Source organism: Terribacillus saccharophilus, assembly GCF_002272745.1.
Lineage (GTDB): Bacteria > Bacillota > Bacilli > Bacillales > Amphibacillaceae > Terribacillus > Terribacillus saccharophilus_B.
Window position 1 is genome coordinate 883229 of the sequence record NZ_NPBD01000007.1, and the last position, 17416, is coordinate 900644.

The window sequence follows — 17416 nt, forward strand, 5'->3', positions numbered from 1 at the left end:
CTGTAGTCATTATTACACTTGTAATCCATGACTGTCAACTGTACAATACAAATTATAAAGATAGGGGAAGGGAGAGCAAGAATGACATTTGTTCAATTGCTGCTGGCAATGACGTTAGCTTCCGTAACAGTTGGGATCATATTATTTATCCGAAGGTTTCTGAATTCGCAGCTGGCTCCGGCTTGGCGGTATTATTTGTGGTTTTTTCTGTTAGGCACATTATTCCTTCCATTCCTGCCGCTGAAGCGACTCAGTATGAAACAGCCTACGTCTTTCACAAACACTGATAAGAGTGATGTGGGTAGTGTTGCTTCATCAGATACAACCGAAACTGGATGGATTAATGATTTCGGAAATTCCGTCACAAGAATAGATGGTTCAAGTTTGGACCAGCTAACCAGCGGTCTCTGGATAGCAGGAGTGGCTGTTAGTGTATCTGCTGTTCTATTCACGCAGATGAAAGTAATGCACCTAGTAAACAAGGCAGAGGTTATCAAAGATGAAAAGGTAATCGAGTTGTTTCAAAAATGTAAAATGGAGCTGAACATACGGAAACAAATTAATCTAAAGCAATCAGCAGATGTGTCAGCACCATTCATTTTTGGCTTGTTCCGTGCCTGTGTGGTTCTCCCAATAGAAAGCGGTAGTTCGTCCAAAGAAATGAAGCATATCCTGCTTCATGAACTGCATCATTATAAGAGCAGACATGTGCACTGGAATTATCTCTTCTTGCTAGGGGGAATCATTCACTGGTTTAATCCCTTTGTACGGTACGCGCTGAAGGAAATGCGATTAGATCGGGAGATTGCCTGTGATGCTGCTGTTTTGCGATGTTTGACCGATGAAAAGGAGAAAACTGATTATGGACGGACAATATTGCACTTTGCTGAGAAATCGAGATGGTCGATGGTCGACCAACATACCACTTCCATTAGAAGTACAAAGCAGCATCTTAAGAAACGGCTGATACATATCATGTCAGGACGTCTTACTGCCAAGAGGCTTCATGTAAAGAGCCTAGCTATATTTACTGTACTGGGCCTTATCGTTGCTTTTCAAGTGCCTGCTTATGCGGCTGTCCTAACGGATGAACAGTATACAATAGGCAGGAAAAATATAGCGGAAGCGAATGTCAGTACATATCTAAAAGGCGATAACAGCAGTTTTGTTTTATACAGCATGAAACAAGACAAGTATTATATCCATAATAAGAAGCAAAGCATTAAAAGGGTTTCTCCCAATTCCACTTATAAGATATACAGTGCCTTAACAGCATTAGAAGCGGGAGTAATGAAACCAGTATCCACAGATATGGAATGGGACGGAAGCAATTACGAATATGAGAGTTGGAATGCAAGCCAGGACTTACAATCTGCAATGCAGTATTCCGTAACGTGGTACTTTCAGAATGTCGATAGGCAGGTCGGGAAGCAGACCATCAAAAGGATGTTATCAGAATACCATTACGGCAATGAGGATGTATCTGGTAAGATGGAGGACTTTTGGCTGGAATCCACGTTAAAAATATCTCCCTTTGAACAGGTGGAATTACTACATAATTTATATGAAAATAAATTTAATGCAAATTCAAAGAATATTGAGGCAGTCAAGGCATCAATAAAGCTGGAAAGAAAGGATGGAGCCGTCCTCTATGGCAAGACAGGAACAGGTATTGTTAACGGAAAGGCAGCTAACGGCTGGTTCATTGGCTTTGTGGAAACAAAAATGGATACCTATTTCTTTGCAACGAACATTAGAGATGGGGATGCAACCGGAAGCAAGGCTGCTGACATCACACTGAGGATATTGAATGAAAAAGGTATATATCAATAAGAGAGAGGGATGGCCATGTCCAAAAACGTGCCAAATATATCAGAATCAGAGTGGGAGATAATGAAAGTGCTTTGGGATAATTCCCCCCGTACAGCAAATGAAGTTGTTAGTTCGCTTCAGGGTAAAGCTGATTGGAAACCTAAAACGATCCGAACATTGCTTGACCGACTGACAAAGAAGAAGGTGGTGGGCGTGAATAAAGAACAAAGAATATATACATTTTATCCGCTTTACGCCGAGGAAGAGTGCCAGCGTGCAGAGACTAGATCCTTTATCGATCGAATCTATGGAGGAACGATGAAATCCATGCTGGTACAGTTTATGGAAGAAGAAGCTTTATCGGAAGAAGATATGGAGGAACTTCGCCAGATATTGGATAAAAAAACTAGTAAATAAACCAAAGAAAAACAGCTCTCCATAACGGAGAGCTGTTTTTTATTGACCTGTCTTTTGACGGACAAGCTGTTCTACTTCATCAGCAGTGCTGAGAGTCAATGCTTGTTGACTTAGTTCCTGCATGTCTGCTTTGGAAAGCTTTGTGATTTGTGTTCTTGCTGGCAGGATACTTGTTGCGCTCATACTGAATTCATCAAGGCCAAGACCGAGAAGAAGCGGGATTGCAATTGCATCGCCTGCCATTTCACCACACATGCCAGCCCATTTCCCTTCTGCATGTGCTGCCTCGATGACATTATGCACAAGGTTCAGGATAGCTGGGTGGTATGGCTGATACAAGTAGCTTACGCGTTCATTCATGCGGTCAGCTGCCATAGTGTACTGGATTAAATCGTTTGTTCCAACGCTGAAGAAATCGACTTCTTTTGCAAATTGTTTCGCAGCAACGGCAGTAGAAGGGATCTCAACCATGATACCGATCTCGATAGAATCAGAGACTGAAACGCCATCTGCTACAAGCTTGTCTTTCTCTTCAAGAAGGATTGCTTTTGCTTGGCGAAATTCTTCCAATGTAGCGATCATCGGGAACATGATTTTCAGGTTGCCGTACACGCTCGCACGCAATAGGGCACGAAGCTGAACACGGAAGATATCGTCACGCTCAAGGCAAAGGCGGATAGCACGATAACCTAAGAACGGGTTCATTTCTTTCGGAAGCTGCAAGTAGCTGAGCTCTTTATCTCCGCCGATGTCCAATGTACGAACTACGACAGGCTTGTCTCCCATGTTTTCAAGTACAGCTTTATAAGATTCGAACTGTTCGTCCTCACTAGGAAGCTCACTCTTACCCATGTAAAGGAATTCTGTGCGGTAAAGGCCAACCCCTTCGCCACCATTGTTTTGAACGCCAGTAACGTCTTCTGGCGTACCAATATTAGCAACAAGCTCTACGTGAACGCCATCTGTTGTAATGGTAGGTTCGTTCTTTAGCTTCGCCCATTCTTGCTTTTGCTGTTCGAAAGCTTCTTGTTTTGCTTTGTATGTTGCTAGTTCATCTTCTGTCGGATCGATGATAACAGTACCTTCCATACCGTCTACAATGATCATAACGTCGTTTGCAGCAGAAGATGTAATCGACTTCGTACCAACAACAGCAGGAATCTCAAGGGAACGAGCCATGATGGCAGAGTGGGAAGTACGTCCGCCAATATCGGTTGTAAACCCTTTCACAAACTGTTTGTTAAGTTGTGCTGTATCAGAAGGAGTCAGGTCCTCTGCAATAATGATAACTTCTTCGTCTATAAGTGCAGGGTCCGGGAAGGATACCTGTAAAAGATGTGCCATAACGCGTTTCGTAACATCCTGAATGTCAGCTGCGCGTTCTTTCATATATTCATTATCCATGCTGCGGAACATGTCGATGAACATTGTAGCTGTCTCATCAAGAGCAGCTTCTGCATTGATGTTGTTATTGCGGATATTGTCTTTGACAGGATTGATCAGTTCTGGATCTGCTAAGACAAGCAAATGAGCCGAGAAAATCTCGGCATGCTCGTCGCCAAGTGACACACGAGCATTCTCGCGGATTTTCTCCAACTCTTTTTTGCTGATCTCGAGGGCAGCATCCAAACGGCTAATCTCTTCTTCCGCATTCGCAACAGTTGTCTTATCGAAAGAGAGGTCTGGTACAGCTAAATGGTACGCTTTTGCAATCGCAATACCATTTGAAGCTGCAATTCCGTTTATCATGCTCATCGGAATTATTCTCCTAGGCCTTCGCTTTTGATTGTTTCCGCAATTGTGTTGACTGCTTCTTCTGCATCGTCGCCTTCAGCGGAGATCGTGATCTCAGCACCTTGTGGAATACCTAGGCTCATAACACCCATGATAGATTTAAGGTTAACGCTTTTACCGTTGTATGCAAGCTGGATGTCAGATTTGAACCCACCTGCTTTATTTACTAAAATTGTTGCCGGACGAGCGTGTACGCCAGTCTCATCTGTAATTGTCATTGTTCTTTCTGCCATGATAAATACCTCCAAAGTAGTTTGTTATGTGAATGCTTTCATCCTTATTTTTGTGAATGCTTTCATTCTATCTTATTTTATACTTTTCTTAGGTCTTTTTTCAATAGTCCTACAATAATAGCTGTGACAAATGCACCAATAATGATGGAAAGGAAGTAAAGCAATGGATTTCCATCTACAAGACTTGCTGAGATAATACCGCCATGCGGTGCATTCAGACCAATTGCGAAGAAGGCAGATAGACCTCCTGCTACTGCAGCACCGATTGCTGTCGCTGGAATGACACGAAGCGGGTCAGCAGCTGCGAATGGGATAACACCTTCTGAGATGAAGAATGCACCAAGCACGTATGCTGTCTTACCTGTTTCTCTTTCCTGTTTCGTAAATTTGTTGCGGAATAGAGAAGTTGCTAGCGCTAGTCCTAGCGGCGGTACCATACCACCGGCCATAACAGCAGCCATGAATTCCAAGTTGCCTGCATCAAGCATTGCAATACCAAATGTATACGCTGCTTTGTTGATCGGACCGCCCATGTCAATTGCCATCATGGCACCAAGAACGATTCCTACCAGAACTAAATTCGTGCCTCCAAGACCTTCTAGGAAGTCAGAAAGTGCTACATATACTTGTGTTAAAGATGGGTTGATCAATAGCATGATCATACCTGTAATGAAAATACTTAGTACAGGGAAGAAGAGAATCGTTTTCAATCCTTCCAATACAGGAGGAAGACCAGATAGTGCTTTTTTAATACCAAGAGTTACATAACCAGCTAGGAAACCAGCAATTAAACCGCCAAGGAATCCAGAACTAGTCGCGTCACCATGACCATAAGTAACAGCAATCAAACCGCCGATAGCACCCGGTGCGAAACCAGGTTTGTCAGCAATACTGCTGGAGATGAATCCGGCAAGTACAGGAACAATCAGGAAGAACGCTTGGCTGCTTCCGATTTCATTCAGCATTTCAGCAAAACGGCTGTCTGGGAACAATTCTCCGAATAGGATGCTTAGTGCAATCAGGATACCGCCACCGACAACGAATGGAAGCATGTTGGAAACACCATTCATGATGTGCTTGTAGAATCCGGAACGCTGTTCTTGCTTTTGGCCGCCTTCAGCTTCTGAGCTGCGACCGCTGTTATGGTGTACTGGTGCATCTTGAGATAGTGCTTTTTCAATCAATTCTTTTGGTATTTTCAAAGCACGTCCAACCGGTACTTGCAGAACATGTTTGCCTTCGAATGGGCTAAGATCAACATTGACATCAGCTGCAACGATTATAGCAGTTGCATCTTTAATATCTTCATCTGTCAGACGGTTTTTAACTCCACCAGCTCCATTCGTCTGAACTTTAATCGGCACATTCATCTCTGCTGCTGTTTGCTTCAGCTTATCTGCAGCCATGAAAGTATGTGCGATACCAGTAGGGCAGGCAGTAATGGCAAGCACTTTACCCTGTGTACCTGGTGCATCCTGTGCCCATTCTACAGCTGGATTTTCTTGTTCTTCTTCACCTAGCTCTTCTTTTTCCTTCGCATCGATGATAGACATGATTTGTTCTTCTGTTTCCGCACTTTCAATGTTAGAGCGGAACGTGCTGTCCATTAAGAAAGAAGAAAGTCGGGACAATGTTTCTAAATGCGTCTGATTGGCACCTTCGGAAGCTGCAATCATGAAGAATAGGTGAGATGGCTGTCCATCTAACGCTTCGTAATCCAAGCCTTCCTTAGAACGACCGAAAGCGATGGCCGGTGTTTTAACAGCAGCAGATTTACCATGCGGAATAGCAATCCCTTCGCCGATTCCTGTTGTAGATTGTGCTTCACGTGCAAGAATTGCATCTTTAAATCCTGCTTTATCATTCAATTTTCCAGCTTGGTCCAGTTTGGAAACAAGCTCTTCAATCACATCTGCTTTTGATTGGGATTGAAGTTGCAAAATGACTGTATCTTTTGTCAGTAGTTCTGTAATGCGCATAATTAACACCCCTCTTAGATAGATGTGAGCTTGACTTGGCTGACTAATTCTTCTATATATTGTCTCTCGCCGAGGTCGTCACTGAATGCTGTAGCACTTCCTGCTGCTACTGCGTAGGTGAAAGCTTGTTTGTAATCACCTGATTTTTCATATGCGGCCAGGAAGCCTGCCACCATACTATCGCCAGCACCTACAGAGTTCTTAACTGTTCCTTTTGGTGTCTCGGCTTTCCAAGCATGATCCTTGTTCACAAAGATGGCACCTTCACCACCCATTGAAACGATAACGTTTTCGATGCCTGTTTCGTGCAGCTTTCGTGCGTAGCTGACAATGTCTTCAATAGAAGAGATCGTTGTATCGAAAAGCTCACCCAATTCATGATGGTTTGGCTTTACGAGGAACATACGTTTGCCGATTAAATCACGAAGGGCAGCACTTGATGTATCAGCGATGAATCTAGTTCCATTCTCTTCACAGATATCAGCCATCCTTGCATATATGTCAGCCGGAACGGAGCCGGGGGCATTGCCTGCCGCAACAAGAGCATCCTGTTTCCCTAGGCTTCTAATCTGTTCGAAAAGCAATGCAAGCTGTTCTGTTGTAATGGATGGTCCAGGTCCATTAATCTCTGTTTCTCCGCCCGACTTTAGTTTCACATTGACACGTGTCGGTTCATTTATTTCGATGAACTGATGTTCGATGCCAGCACTTTCAAGCGTTTCCCTAATGAAAGCACCGGTGAAACCACCGATATATCCTAATGCTGTTGTTTCAACATCCAATCGTTTCAGTAAGCGGGAAACGTTAATACCTTTTCCGCCAGCAAAATATGCTGTTTCTGTGGCACGGTTCAAATCTTCTGCCTGGAAACCGTCCACATGCATAATGTAATCGATGGATGGGTTCAGCGTACATGTGTAATTCATGAGTCCACAACCTTTATTGATGTAAATTTCTTGTAAGCAGTCTGCTGTTTTGAACTGACAGTGTCGACGATAAGTGTCGCTTCTGTCAGATCCGCTATATGGGCGAAGGTTGTCTTGTCCAGCTTGCTGCGGTCAGCTAAAACGAAAGTCTCATCTGATCGAAGCATTGCCTGACGCTTAATGGCAGCTTCCTCCGGGTCTGGTGTTGTATAGCCGTTTTCCGGATGAACACCATTGGTCCCGAGAAAACATTTATCAAAACGATACTGAGCGAGTGCCGTCATTGCACCTCTGCCGATCAAAGTTCTCGTTTTATCCTTTACTAATCCGCCGGTTACATACACAGTGATGTCCTTTTCATACAGCGCCTCCAAATGTGTCAAACCATTTGTGACGACGGTTACATTTCTGCCAGATAAGAAAGGAATCATTTGATATGTCGTCGTACCTGCATCTAAGAAGATGCATTCTTCTTCACCGACAAGACTTGCAGCATAAGCGGCGATTTTCTGCTTTCCGGTTTGGTTTTGTGTTTCCTTTTCCGTATAGCTCATTTCGTAACTTAATGAAGAAACAATCGTTGCTCCGCCATGAACCCGCTGCAGCAGCTTCTGCTTCTCCAGTTCAATTAGATCTCGGCGAATTGTCGAGATGGAGGCGTCTGTTGCTTTCACGAACTCTGGAATCGTTACAACGCGCTGCTCTTGCAGCATTTGTAAAAGCATTTCCTGCCGCTCAGGTGTAAGCATTTCCATAACCTCCTCCTGAACTTAAGTCCACTATAAAGGAAACGGTTTCAGCTTGCAACCAAAAAAGTTCAAAAAACTCCATAGAAATTCATTTTCTGCAAAAATAGTTCATAGTTTTGTCGCATATCGTCGATTGGACAAGAACATCTTGCCAATTATCTGACACATATGCTACAGTTGACATAGGTATTTGCTGTTATAGGAGGTGCTGGGATGCAGACAACTTTAGTAGTTCTATTAATTATCGATGCCATTGCGCTTATTACGTTAGTCATTTTACAATCTGGTAAGAGTGCAGGTTTGTCCGGAGCGATATCTGGCGGGGCAGAGCAATTGTTCGGAAAACAGAAAGCCCGTGGACTGGACTTGTTCCTCCATCGTGGAACAATTGTTACAGGAGTCATTCTTTTCATTTTGACGTTCCTTTTGGCGTACGTCTTGCAATAATCGAATAGCCAATTTAATCCCTCGTCACAACTTCTGTGGTGGGGGATTATTTATTCCTGATGAAGGGAAAACTAATGCGGAAACCTACTATATAATATAGAAATAACAGGGGAGATACATATGGTCACAATGAAACAGCCAGAGCCGTTCACATTTGAGGGGAAAGGAGATCGAGCTGTTCTGCTGCTGCACGGCTTTACTGGTCATTCAGCTGATGTACGGATGATGGGCCGTTTTCTTGCTAGTAAAGGGTACACTGCGCACGCCCCAATTTATCGCGGGCATGGGAAAACACCCGATGATATCGTCGCTTCCAATTCGGATGAGTGGTGGGAGGACGTCCAGGCTGCATATCAGTACTTGAAGGATAAAGGCTATGAAAAAATCGCTGTTGCCGGCTTATCCCTAGGTGGAGTGCTTAGTTTAAAGCTTGCCTATTCGTATCCGGTAAAAGGCGTTGTAACGATGTGTTCGCCGATGTTCTTTGATAACGAAACCCAGTTGAACAAAGGATTTAAGCTATATGCAAGACAACACAAACAGCTGCAAGGTAAAGATAACCAAGCGATAGAACAGGAATTAGCTGAATTGATGGAGGCACCAGCCACTGCGGATATGTTCCAGCGTCTGGGAGCGTTTATCACCGATGTGAGCAAGCATGTAGATGAAATCTATGCACCGCTCTTTGTTGTGCAAGCAACAGAAGACCAAATGATCAACACGGACAGTGCTAATTTCATTTATGAGCACGCAGAATCGGATTTAAAGGAAATCAAGTGGTACGAAAACTCTTCCCATGTCATTACGATGGGGAAAGAAAAGGAACAGCTGCATGAAGATGTGTATCAGTTTCTCGAATCGCTTGATTGGGAATAGTTCATACTAGATGAAAAAAGAGCCGAAAAGAAGGTGAAGCAATAATGGAAGAAATCAAACAAAAAATATTGGCTTATTTCAAAGAAAATGCGGCGAAGCCGTTAACAGTAGAAGAAATCGAGGAGCACTTGACGCTTGATGAAGCTAGCGAGTTCAATGTCCTTGTCAAAGGGCTGAATGAACTAGAAGCAGAAGGACAGCTCGTACGGACGAGAAGCAACCGCTTCGGTCTGCCTGAGAAACTGAACCTCGTACGAGGAAAGATCCAGATGCATGCAAAAGGTTTTGCTTTCCTCATACCAGAAGAAGAGGGAGTAGCTGATGTTTATATCCACTATTCCGATCTTCAGTCTGCCATGAATAATGATATAGTGCTGGTACGAATCGAAAATCAGGCCGAGGGCGGACAGCGTCGAGAAGGACAAGTTGTTCGGATACTAGAGCGAGCAATAGCGGAGGTTGTCGGTACATATGAAGATAATGGCCGTTTCGGATTCCTTATTGCCGATGACAAACGTATCCCGAATGATATCTTTATACCGCGCGGTGCTGCAGGCGGAGCGACTGATGGACACAAAGTCATCGCCAGAATCACAAAGTATCCGGAAGGACGCATGAGTGCAGAAGGAGAAGTTATTCGAATACTTGGTCATAAGAACGACCCGGGTATTGATATACTATCCATCATTTATAAGCATGGCATTTCCACTGAATTCCCGCCGGAAGTACTGGAACAGGCGGCGAATACACCAGATACGATCGATCCTGCAGAGATAGAAAACCGCCGGGATATCAGAGATATGATGACCGTTACCATAGATGGAGCAGACGCAAAGGATTTGGATGATGCGGTTTCTGTCAGCCGTCTTGAAAATGGGAACTATCGTCTTGTTGTTTCCATTGCGGACGTCTCTTATTATGTGGAAGAGGGCTCTCCAATTGATGAAGAAGCTTTGGAACGAGCAACAAGTGTCTATCTTGTCGACCGTGTAATACCGATGATCCCTCATCGTCTTTCCAATGGTATCTGTTCCTTGAATCCACAAGTGGACCGGCTTACCTTGACATGTGATATGCAGATTACACCACAAGGAGAAGTGGTGGAACATGAGATTTACCAAAGTGTCATCAAAACGAATGAACGGATGACCTATGGTGAAGTGAACCGGATATTACTTGAGGATGATCAGGAGCTGAAAGACCGCTATTCGGATCTTGTCCCGATGTTCCAGCAAATGGAGGATCTCGCCGCTGTACTGCGTAAGAAGCGTATGGACAGGGGAGCAATCGACTTCGATTTCCCAGAAGCGCGAGTTGCTGTCGATGAAGAAGGAAAGGCCATCGATGTTATCCTTCGGGAGCGCTCTGTTGCAGAGAAGCTGATTGAGGAATTCATGCTTGCTGCCAATGAAACAGTTGCGGAGCATTTTCACTGGATGGATGTACCGGCTATTCACAGAATCCATACTGATCCGGATCCAGATAAGCTGCAGAATTTCTTCGAGTTCATTACGAGCTTAGGCTATACAGTCAGAGGATCGTCCTCGGATATTCATCCTCAGACTTTGCAGAAGATCGTGGAACGGGTAAGAGGCACGCAGGAAGAAATGATCATCAACCGACTTATGCTGCGTTCGATGCAGCAGGCGAAATATGATCCGCAAGGCTTGGGTCACTTTGGTCTGGCGACGAAATTCTATACACATTTCACTTCGCCAATCCGACGTTATCCGGATTTGATTGTGCACCGGTTGATCCGCACGTATATTGTCAACAATCTGCTGGATAAAAAGACACAAGATCACTGGAAAGAACGGATGCCTGAGATCGCGAGACAGTCCTCGGAACGAGAACGTGCTGCTGTCGATGCAGAGCGGGAAACGGATGATCTGAAAAAAGCTGAATTTATGCAAGATAAAGTCGGTGAGGAATTTGATGGTGTCATCAGCTCTGTCACAGGCTTTGGATTGTTTGTCGAGCTGCCGAATACAATTGAGGGTCTTGTTCATGTCAGTTATCTGACAGATGATTTCTACCACTTCGATGACAAGCGTTATGCGATGATCGGGGAACGGACAGGCAATCAATTCCGTATCGGAGATGAAATCACAATTCGCGTTGTGAAGGTGAATATTGAAGAGCGTATCATCGATTTCGAAGTGGTCGGCATGAAGCCGCGTAAGCCACGAGAGAATCGTGACCGTCCTACAATTATTAAAGCGGAAAAGAAGAACAAACCAGGTGATCATCGTCCGCCGAAGAACAAAAGTAAAAATAAGTCGCCGGCAAGAGGAAAGAAAAGCAAGAAACGCAACACAAGAAAAAGACCATAAAAATAACGCCCCGACTTTTATTTGTCGGGGCGTTTGTTATCTGATATATCTTCCATAAATGAGCCAAGGATCATTATTTTCCGTAAAGCTTTCGCGAAAGACTGCAGGTATACTGGAGGCCGTTTCGGGGGACACGTCCAGCTGTGGTACCAGCTGCTTGTCCGATTGCTTGAGATAGTTAAACACAGTTGGCCATAAGCCGTCTTGTTGAAATACATCTGGCCAGAAATATTGGATTTGAGCTATATCCTGCCCTTTATAGTCTTCTTGAATCGCCATGATGCGGCTGGAATCAGGATCACGGAATACAGCCAGATTTTCTATATAGTCATCCTCTAATATGGCTGAAGCATAAGGAATTGGGAAATACGCCTCATATGGATAGAAAGCCGCTTTTGCTTCAACAGCTGCTTGTTCAATTAGTGCTCGCTTCGTATCTGTTCCTTCAATCAATTCCCAAGGTGCAGCAGAAGGGACAATAAATCTTTCAGGGGCTTCCATCAACAGACTGATAAAGGAGCTCTCAGGCTGTATATTGAGTTTATCAAGCACCCGCTGCGCAGGAATATTGGACTTGAGGGTGATAGCACCAAGCCAATTCATCATTGGATCTTGTTCACAAGACGCAATAATATGCTGCAGCAAAGCAGTAGCATTTCCTTTGGAGTGAAAACGTATATCACTCCGCAATCGGCCGAGTATCCCATTTCCGTTCGGCAAACGAACCACCCCGGCTACTGCAGCAATACCTTCTTCCGTTTCCAAGCCGAATAAGGTTTGGGCTGGATTCTCGATCAGCTGTGGGAAGATTCGGAGGACATAGTCATCCTCAATACCTGTCTGCATTTCAAGCACTGCCTGGTAATCATTTATTGTCAATTGTCTGATGGTTGTCATCTATGTACACTCCAATCGATCGGGTTCACTTGTCTATACCCGATTCAGTATATGAATCGTTAGGATTATCATACAGTTTCTGATAAAATAAAGCTCGTAGTTAGGAGGAAGAAGTCTATGGCTAAGGGACAAGGTAGAGTACTTGCACAGAATAAGAAGGCTAATTTCGAGTATGCGATCGAGGAAACGATGGAGGCAGGAATCGTGCTGCAAGGTACCGAGATCAAATCGATTCGGGCCGGCCGGGTGAATCTGAAGGATAGTTTTGCAAGAATTGACCGCGGCGAGGTGCGCATCATCAATATGCATATTTCCCCTTATGAACAAGGGAACCGATTTAATCACGATCCGACAAGGACAAGGAAGCTGCTATTGCATCGCAAGCAGATCGATAAACTAATTGGTCAGACACAGCAGCAAGGTTATTCCTTAGTACCGATAAAGATGTATATCAAAGACGGCTTCGCGAAGATATTATTAGGTGTAGGTAAAGGGAAGAAGAAATATGATAAGCGTGAAGACCTCAAGCAAAAGCAGATGAAACGCGATGTAGATCGTGCTATGCGCGACCGCGATTACTAAACTTGCATTTTCTAATAAAGATGATATAATGGAAGTTGTCTGGGATTTGATTATCCTGATTTAGAACGGGTTACTTCCTGTAGCCCCCATATCATGGGGACGTTACGGATTCGACAGGGATAGTTCGAGCTCAGGCTGCGTGTCGAGGTTACGGCTCGTAAAACGTTACGCCTAAATATAACTGGCAAAACTAACAACAACTACTCTCTAGCAGCTGCGTAAGTAGCACTGGAGGATCCTTGCTGCTATCGCCCATGTGGCAGATTTGAGGGTCTCAAACTTAAGTGGGCTACGCCATTATTCTCGGCTTGCGGATAATCGGAAGAAGACAATCAAGCTAGCCTCGCTGAAAGCCTGTCGTTAGGCCGAAGCGTGTGCGAAATATAATATAACGAATACACACGTAGATGCCTGAGTGCCGTTATCTTTGGACGTGGGTTCGACTCCCACCGTCTCCATCCTTACATAGTAGGAATGGAGTAAAGCCCGGAACGTTTAAACGTTCCGGGCTTTTTTTAAACACAACTATAAGTGTTAAGATCGATGTCCTGATAGACTGTTTAATCTCTTCAAACAACAATGGTTTACATTGCTTGTGTTTCTCGAGAAAATAACACTTATATAGTTAATTGATGATCAAAGTGAGGTAGATAAAATGATTGCAAAAACAGAAGAAGACTTTAATGGCTTGAAGGAAATTGGCAAGATTGTTGGCTCCATTAGAGACGAATTGGTACAAAAGACAGTTCCTGGAATAACGACAAAAGAACTTGATGATATTGCCGGAGAGATGTTTAAGAGAGAAGGCGCAGTTTCAGCGCCGAAAAGTGAATATGATTTTCCTGGCCATACTTGCATTAGTGTGAATGATGAAGTGGCACATGGTATTCCGGGGTCTCGCGTCATTTCTGAAGGGGATCTAGTAAATGTAGATGTTTCTGGATCAAAGAACGGTTATTTTGCAGATACAGGAATCTCGTTTGTGGTAGGCGAAGGAGAAGAAATACTAACAAAGATATGTGATGTTGCTAAGCAAGCATTTGAAGCAGGCCTTAAGAAAGCAAAACCTGGTTCCAAAAAAAGCGGAATCGGAAGAGCAGTATTCCAAACAGCAAGACAGAATGATTTAACTGTTATCACAAACCTTACAGGACACGGTATTGGACGCACAATTCACGAAGCTCCTGACCATATTTATAATTATAAAGATACATTTGATGATGAATTATTAAGAGATGGGATGGTTATTGCATTCGAGCCATTTATCTCAACCTTAGAAGAAGAAGTATTCCAAAAAAATGATGGCTGGACCTATGCTACAGAAAAAAGCTTTGTAGCTCAAGTGGAACATACGATTATCCTTACTAAAACTGGTCCGATTATAGTCACACTTTAATGGGATCAAGTGGATTTTTTCTTTTACCGTCTCCTTCCTTAAATTAGGAATGGAGTAAAGCCTGGAACGTACAATCGTTCCAGGCTTTTTGTTATGCAATAGTGAAAATCTTAAGGTCGATGCCTGGTTAGATACTGTTTCAGCCATTCTACGATACGTTCACTTGTCTGCCCGTCGCCATATGGATTGACTGCTTCAGCTGTGTGCTGGTGAAGTGATGTATCTGTAAGCATAGTCTCGATGGTTTCTTTAATGCTTTGCTTATCTGTCCCTGCCAAGATTAGTGTTCCTGCTTCTACACCTTCTGTCCTTTCCGTCGAATCTCTTACTACAATTACAGGAACATTAAAAGCTGGTGCTTCTTCCTGGATGCCTCCTGAATCTGTGACTACTAAATAGGCGTGTTTGAGAAGATGAGTAAAGGAAGCATAATCTAAGGGGGCAATGATATGGATACGATCATGTTCCCGCATTGATTTACTGATTTGGTTACGTACATTCGGATTCGGATGTACCGGGAAGATAACTTCTACCTCTTTATGATGATCTGTTATTTCCAGAATGGCATTATGAATTTGGGTTAAATGATGGAAATTCTCCTTTCTATGTGTAGTCAGGAGGATGAGTCTTTTATTGGATTTTACGTATTGGGAAGTTTCTGCAACGTTGGGAGGTACGTTATTGTGTATATAGAATAGAGCATCAATTACTGGATTACCGACTACATAAATATAACGTTCATCTATATGTTCCTTGATTAGGTTTTCTTTGTTTTGTTCAGTGGGTGCTAAATGATAAGTCGCTAGGCGGGTGACCAACTGTCGATACATTTCCTCTGGAAAAGGTGAGTACAGATTGTCTGTTCGCAAACCTGCCTCTACATGTACGACAGGAATCCGTTCGTGAAATGCTATGAACGCTCCAGTGAATGTTGTGGCGGTATCACCGACCACAAAAACAAGATCAGGCTTTTCTTTTTTCAAGATTACAGAAATGACAGGTATAGCCTCACGAACTACTAGTTCTGCGGATTGATTGGGTTTCATCAGCTTTAGATTATAATCTGGTTTGATAGCGAACGTTTGGAGTACTTCATCTAATAAATCTGCGTGCTGCCCGGTATTGATAACAAGCGCGGCGAAATCAGGATTTTCTTTTAATTTGTTGATGATAGGAGCTAGTTTAATTCCCTCAGGCCGGGTTCCAAGTATGAAAGCTATCTTCATGAACTGCTCCTTTCTTATACTAAGTTGATTTCTTCAATGATATCTCCGTCCATTTTAAACTCCGGAAACAATTTATTCCCCCACACATGCAGCTGATGCTGTACAACAGCTCTAAGCTGCGTATTATACAATTTTTGATTTGCTGTTATATTTTTCTCTTCATATTTTCTTTCATGGTAAAGGACAACGTCAATCCAATTCATCTTATACGCATCTGCTATACGGAGAAACAACATATAGTCGGACGCCAGCAATGCTTCGCCGTTCAATTCTGCTGGCCAACCATCTAGCTTCTCAAGGACCGACTTTCGATACATACGCGGGCTGTGAGATGCGATCCCAGTCAAAACGTGGAACTTATCTGTATAATGGATTCCTTTGATTTCCGGGCCTTTCTGCAGACCTGATGACGGGTTATCGTACCATATTCTCTTGTTTGCATACACTAAGCCATAAGATTTATCCAGCCGTTCAAATTCGAACAGCATAGTCTCTATTGCACGCTCATCCAGCCAATCATCGCCATCCATTTCCAGTACATATTTGCCTAATACATATCCCAGTCCGACATTCAATGCCTCTGCTTTTACCCCACTTGCGATGTGGAGCGGAATGACTCGAGGATCGTTTCGGTTTGTTATTTGCTGCAGTGTATCGTCTGTGGAACCAATATCAATTGCTACTACGTGGATATTGGAATGTGTTTGCTTTAGTACACTATCCAGGCATTTGCCGATATATGCTCCATGATTGTGAGTGGTAATTAAAACTGTAACATCAGGAATTTCCTTCCGTTTCTTACGATGGTCTAAGCTTGCCCTCATGCTCTGTAAATAAAGCCCTTGAGCACCAGTGAGGGTCGTGAGGGACAAGGCGCTGTTCACGCGATATTCCATTAAGGTATGACGTATTAATTGGATATTCCCTTGCTCCATCAGACGAATCCAGAATTCATAGTCCGACACTACACCATAATTGGAATCATAGCCGCCCGCTTTCTTAAATGCGGATTGACGGAAGAGGAAGGAAGCTCCAACGAAGCATATGGATAATATTTCTTCCTTGTTCCTGTTCATCAGCGTTTCCATCGTTTGCAGCCATTGTTTTTCATCTGCAAAGCGCTGCCCTTTTTCATCGATGAGCCAATAATAAGAATAGAGAAGGACAGTATCATCCGGAGCTTGCTGTATATGATTATAAAATGTAAGCAGAAAAAGCGGATCCTGCCGATTGTCAATGGAAATCCACGTTAAGTATGGACAGTCTTTTAAATAGGAAAAACCTTCATTCAAGGAATAGGCAATACCCATGTTCTTTTTTCGATAGATGATGCGATAAGGTATAGTCAGGATGCTGGAAGCATTGAAAACTGCTTCTGTTGTTTCTTCATTTGCGCCATCTATGACGATGATCAATTTGCAATCACGGTACACTTGTTTTTCCATTGCTCCTAAGCATTCATATATATACGTTGGTTCCTGGTTATAAACAGGCAATACAACCCCAATAGTCATAATTTCTCCTCCTCACATAGAAAAGTATGTAAGAATGAACGTATTCATACTTTTTATGCTGTAGAAGATATTCTTTCACAGATCTTATAGCTTTCTAAAACAGGTACATCGAGATGATCATATGAAGAGTTAAATGAAGATAAGCTAATAAAAGCAGCTTTCTGGCTCAAAATAAACTAATGTTGCTCAAAACTGAACTGCATTTTAAAGATGGATGCTTTGAAGATATTATCTA

At 43.3% G+C, this 17416-nt stretch carries 15 protein-coding genes and 1 other RNA gene; 8 read left to right on the plus strand and 8 right to left on the minus strand.

Going from position 1 to position 17416, the window contains the following annotated elements; genetic code table 11:
• Positions 1–81 precede the first annotated feature (81 nt).
• Both CHH58_RS11440 and blaI read left to right on the plus strand, forming a co-directional pair.
• Positions 82–1833, plus strand: coding sequence for a BlaR1 family beta-lactam sensor/signal transducer (locus CHH58_RS11440; protein ID WP_170937602.1), 1752 nt, complete (start codon positions 82–84; stop codon positions 1831–1833).
• 15 nt (positions 1834–1848) lie between these two features.
• Positions 1849–2229 carry a penicillinase repressor BlaI gene (blaI, locus tag CHH58_RS11445; RefSeq protein ID WP_095229318.1) on the plus strand — a complete coding sequence of 127 codons (381 nt, stop codon included), beginning with the start codon at positions 1849–1851 and terminating at the stop codon, positions 2227–2229.
• 39 nt (positions 2230–2268) lie between these two features.
• Here the strand turns inward: blaI and ptsP are convergent, their stop codons facing one another.
• The 5 genes from ptsP to CHH58_RS11470 all read right to left on the minus strand — a co-directional run bounded on the left by ptsP (position 2269) and on the right by CHH58_RS11470 (position 7916).
• Positions 2269–3984 (minus strand): phosphoenolpyruvate--protein phosphotransferase, encoded by a 1716-nt coding sequence (ptsP, locus tag CHH58_RS11450; RefSeq protein WP_095218409.1) that lies wholly within the window; start codon positions 3982–3984, stop codon positions 2269–2271.
• A gap of 5 nt (positions 3985–3989) precedes the next feature.
• A complete protein-coding gene (locus CHH58_RS11455; RefSeq protein ID WP_095218408.1) occupies positions 3990–4256 on the minus strand; it encodes a phosphocarrier protein HPr in 267 nt (88 codons plus the stop codon).
• A gap of 77 nt (positions 4257–4333) precedes the next feature.
• The gene (locus tag CHH58_RS11460; protein WP_095262537.1) at positions 4334–6235 is read right to left on the minus strand and encodes a PTS fructose transporter subunit IIABC; all 1902 of its coding nucleotides are present in this window, start codon (positions 6233–6235) and stop codon (positions 4334–4336) included.
• A gap of 14 nt (positions 6236–6249) precedes the next feature.
• The gene (gene pfkB / locus CHH58_RS11465) at positions 6250–7161 is read right to left on the minus strand and encodes a 1-phosphofructokinase (protein ID WP_095229322.1); all 912 of its coding nucleotides are present in this window, start codon (positions 7159–7161) and stop codon (positions 6250–6252) included.
• Positions 7158–7916 carry a DeoR/GlpR family DNA-binding transcription regulator gene (locus tag CHH58_RS11470; protein WP_249275108.1) on the minus strand — a complete coding sequence of 253 codons (759 nt, stop codon included), beginning with the start codon at positions 7914–7916 and terminating at the stop codon, positions 7158–7160. The genes pfkB and CHH58_RS11470 overlap by 4 nt, the downstream gene beginning before the upstream one ends.
• A 207-nt stretch (positions 7917–8123) precedes the next feature.
• On the opposite strand from CHH58_RS11470, the gene secG reads away from it, so the two are divergent.
• From secG to rnr, 3 genes are all read left to right on the plus strand, one after another.
• Complete coding sequence (gene secG / locus CHH58_RS11475) at positions 8124–8357, plus strand: preprotein translocase subunit SecG (RefSeq protein WP_095218405.1); 234 nt, start codon at positions 8124–8126, stop codon at positions 8355–8357.
• A gap of 120 nt (positions 8358–8477) precedes the next feature.
• The gene (locus CHH58_RS11480) at positions 8478–9233 is read left to right on the plus strand and encodes an alpha/beta hydrolase (protein WP_095229324.1); all 756 of its coding nucleotides are present in this window, start codon (positions 8478–8480) and stop codon (positions 9231–9233) included.
• A 44-nt stretch (positions 9234–9277) separates the two neighbouring features.
• On the plus strand, positions 9278–11566 hold the full coding sequence (gene rnr, locus CHH58_RS11485; protein ID WP_095262538.1) for a ribonuclease R: 2289 nt from the start codon (positions 9278–9280) through the stop codon (positions 11564–11566).
• 36 nt (positions 11567–11602) lie between these two features.
• On the opposite strand, the gene CHH58_RS11490 is transcribed toward rnr, so the two are convergent.
• On the minus strand, positions 11603–12463 hold the full coding sequence (locus tag CHH58_RS11490) for a hypothetical protein (protein WP_095262539.1): 861 nt from the start codon (positions 12461–12463) through the stop codon (positions 11603–11605).
• A gap of 117 nt (positions 12464–12580) precedes the next feature.
• Between CHH58_RS11490 and smpB the strand changes: the two genes are divergently transcribed.
• From smpB to map, 3 genes are all read left to right on the plus strand, one after another.
• Positions 12581–13045 (plus strand): SsrA-binding protein SmpB, encoded by a 465-nt coding sequence (smpB, locus tag CHH58_RS11495; RefSeq protein ID WP_038564783.1) that lies wholly within the window; start codon positions 12581–12583, stop codon positions 13043–13045.
• A gap of 95 nt (positions 13046–13140) precedes the next feature.
• Positions 13141–13506: a transfer-messenger RNA gene (ssrA, locus tag CHH58_RS11500) on the plus strand.
• Positions 13507–13700: 194 nt separating this feature from the next.
• A complete protein-coding gene (gene map / locus CHH58_RS11505) occupies positions 13701–14441 on the plus strand; it encodes a type I methionyl aminopeptidase (RefSeq protein WP_095229330.1) in 741 nt (246 codons plus the stop codon).
• Between the two features lie 110 nt (positions 14442–14551).
• Here map and wecB read toward each other — a convergent pair whose 3' ends face one another.
• Positions 14552–15667 (minus strand): non-hydrolyzing UDP-N-acetylglucosamine 2-epimerase, encoded by a 1116-nt coding sequence (wecB, locus tag CHH58_RS11510; protein ID WP_095262540.1) that lies wholly within the window; start codon positions 15665–15667, stop codon positions 14552–14554.
• Positions 15668–15681: 14 nt separating this feature from the next.
• Positions 15682–17181 carry a glycosyltransferase family 2 protein gene (locus CHH58_RS11515; RefSeq protein ID WP_095262541.1) on the minus strand — a complete coding sequence of 500 codons (1500 nt, stop codon included), beginning with the start codon at positions 17179–17181 and terminating at the stop codon, positions 15682–15684.
• Between the last annotated feature and the right edge of the window lie 235 nt (positions 17182–17416).

Bases quoted from the DNA above. Each gene is read 5' to 3' on its own strand.
- smpB (WP_038564783.1), top strand. From the start codon at position 12,581: ATGGCTAAGGGACAAGGTAGAGTACTTGCACAGAATAAGAAGGCTAAT.
- CHH58_RS11440 (WP_170937602.1), top strand. From the start codon at position 82: ATGACATTTGTTCAATTGCTGCTGGCAATGACGTTAGCTTCCGTAACA.
- pfkB (WP_095229322.1), bottom strand. From the start codon at position 7,161: ATGAATTACACATGTACGCTGAACCCATCCATCGATTACATTATGCAT.
- map (WP_095229330.1), top strand. From the start codon at position 13,701: ATGATTGCAAAAACAGAAGAAGACTTTAATGGCTTGAAGGAAATTGGC.
- blaI (WP_095229318.1), top strand. From the start codon at position 1,849: ATGTCCAAAAACGTGCCAAATATATCAGAATCAGAGTGGGAGATAATG.
- secG (WP_095218405.1), top strand. From the start codon at position 8,124: ATGCAGACAACTTTAGTAGTTCTATTAATTATCGATGCCATTGCGCTT.
- ptsP (WP_095218409.1), bottom strand. From the start codon at position 3,984: ATGAGCATGATAAACGGAATTGCAGCTTCAAATGGTATTGCGATTGCA.
- CHH58_RS11470 (WP_249275108.1), bottom strand. From the start codon at position 7,916: ATGGAAATGCTTACACCTGAGCGGCAGGAAATGCTTTTACAAATGCTG.
- CHH58_RS11460 (WP_095262537.1), bottom strand. From the start codon at position 6,235: ATGCGCATTACAGAACTACTGACAAAAGATACAGTCATTTTGCAACTT.
- CHH58_RS11480 (WP_095229324.1), top strand. From the start codon at position 8,478: ATGGTCACAATGAAACAGCCAGAGCCGTTCACATTTGAGGGGAAAGGA.
- rnr (WP_095262538.1), top strand. From the start codon at position 9,278: ATGGAAGAAATCAAACAAAAAATATTGGCTTATTTCAAAGAAAATGCG.
- CHH58_RS11515 (WP_095262541.1), bottom strand. From the start codon at position 17,181: ATGACTATTGGGGTTGTATTGCCTGTTTATAACCAGGAACCAACGTAT.
- wecB (WP_095262540.1), bottom strand. From the start codon at position 15,667: ATGAAGATAGCTTTCATACTTGGAACCCGGCCTGAGGGAATTAAACTA.
- CHH58_RS11455 (WP_095218408.1), bottom strand. From the start codon at position 4,256: ATGGCAGAAAGAACAATGACAATTACAGATGAGACTGGCGTACACGCT.
- CHH58_RS11490 (WP_095262539.1), bottom strand. From the start codon at position 12,463: ATGACAACCATCAGACAATTGACAATAAATGATTACCAGGCAGTGCTT.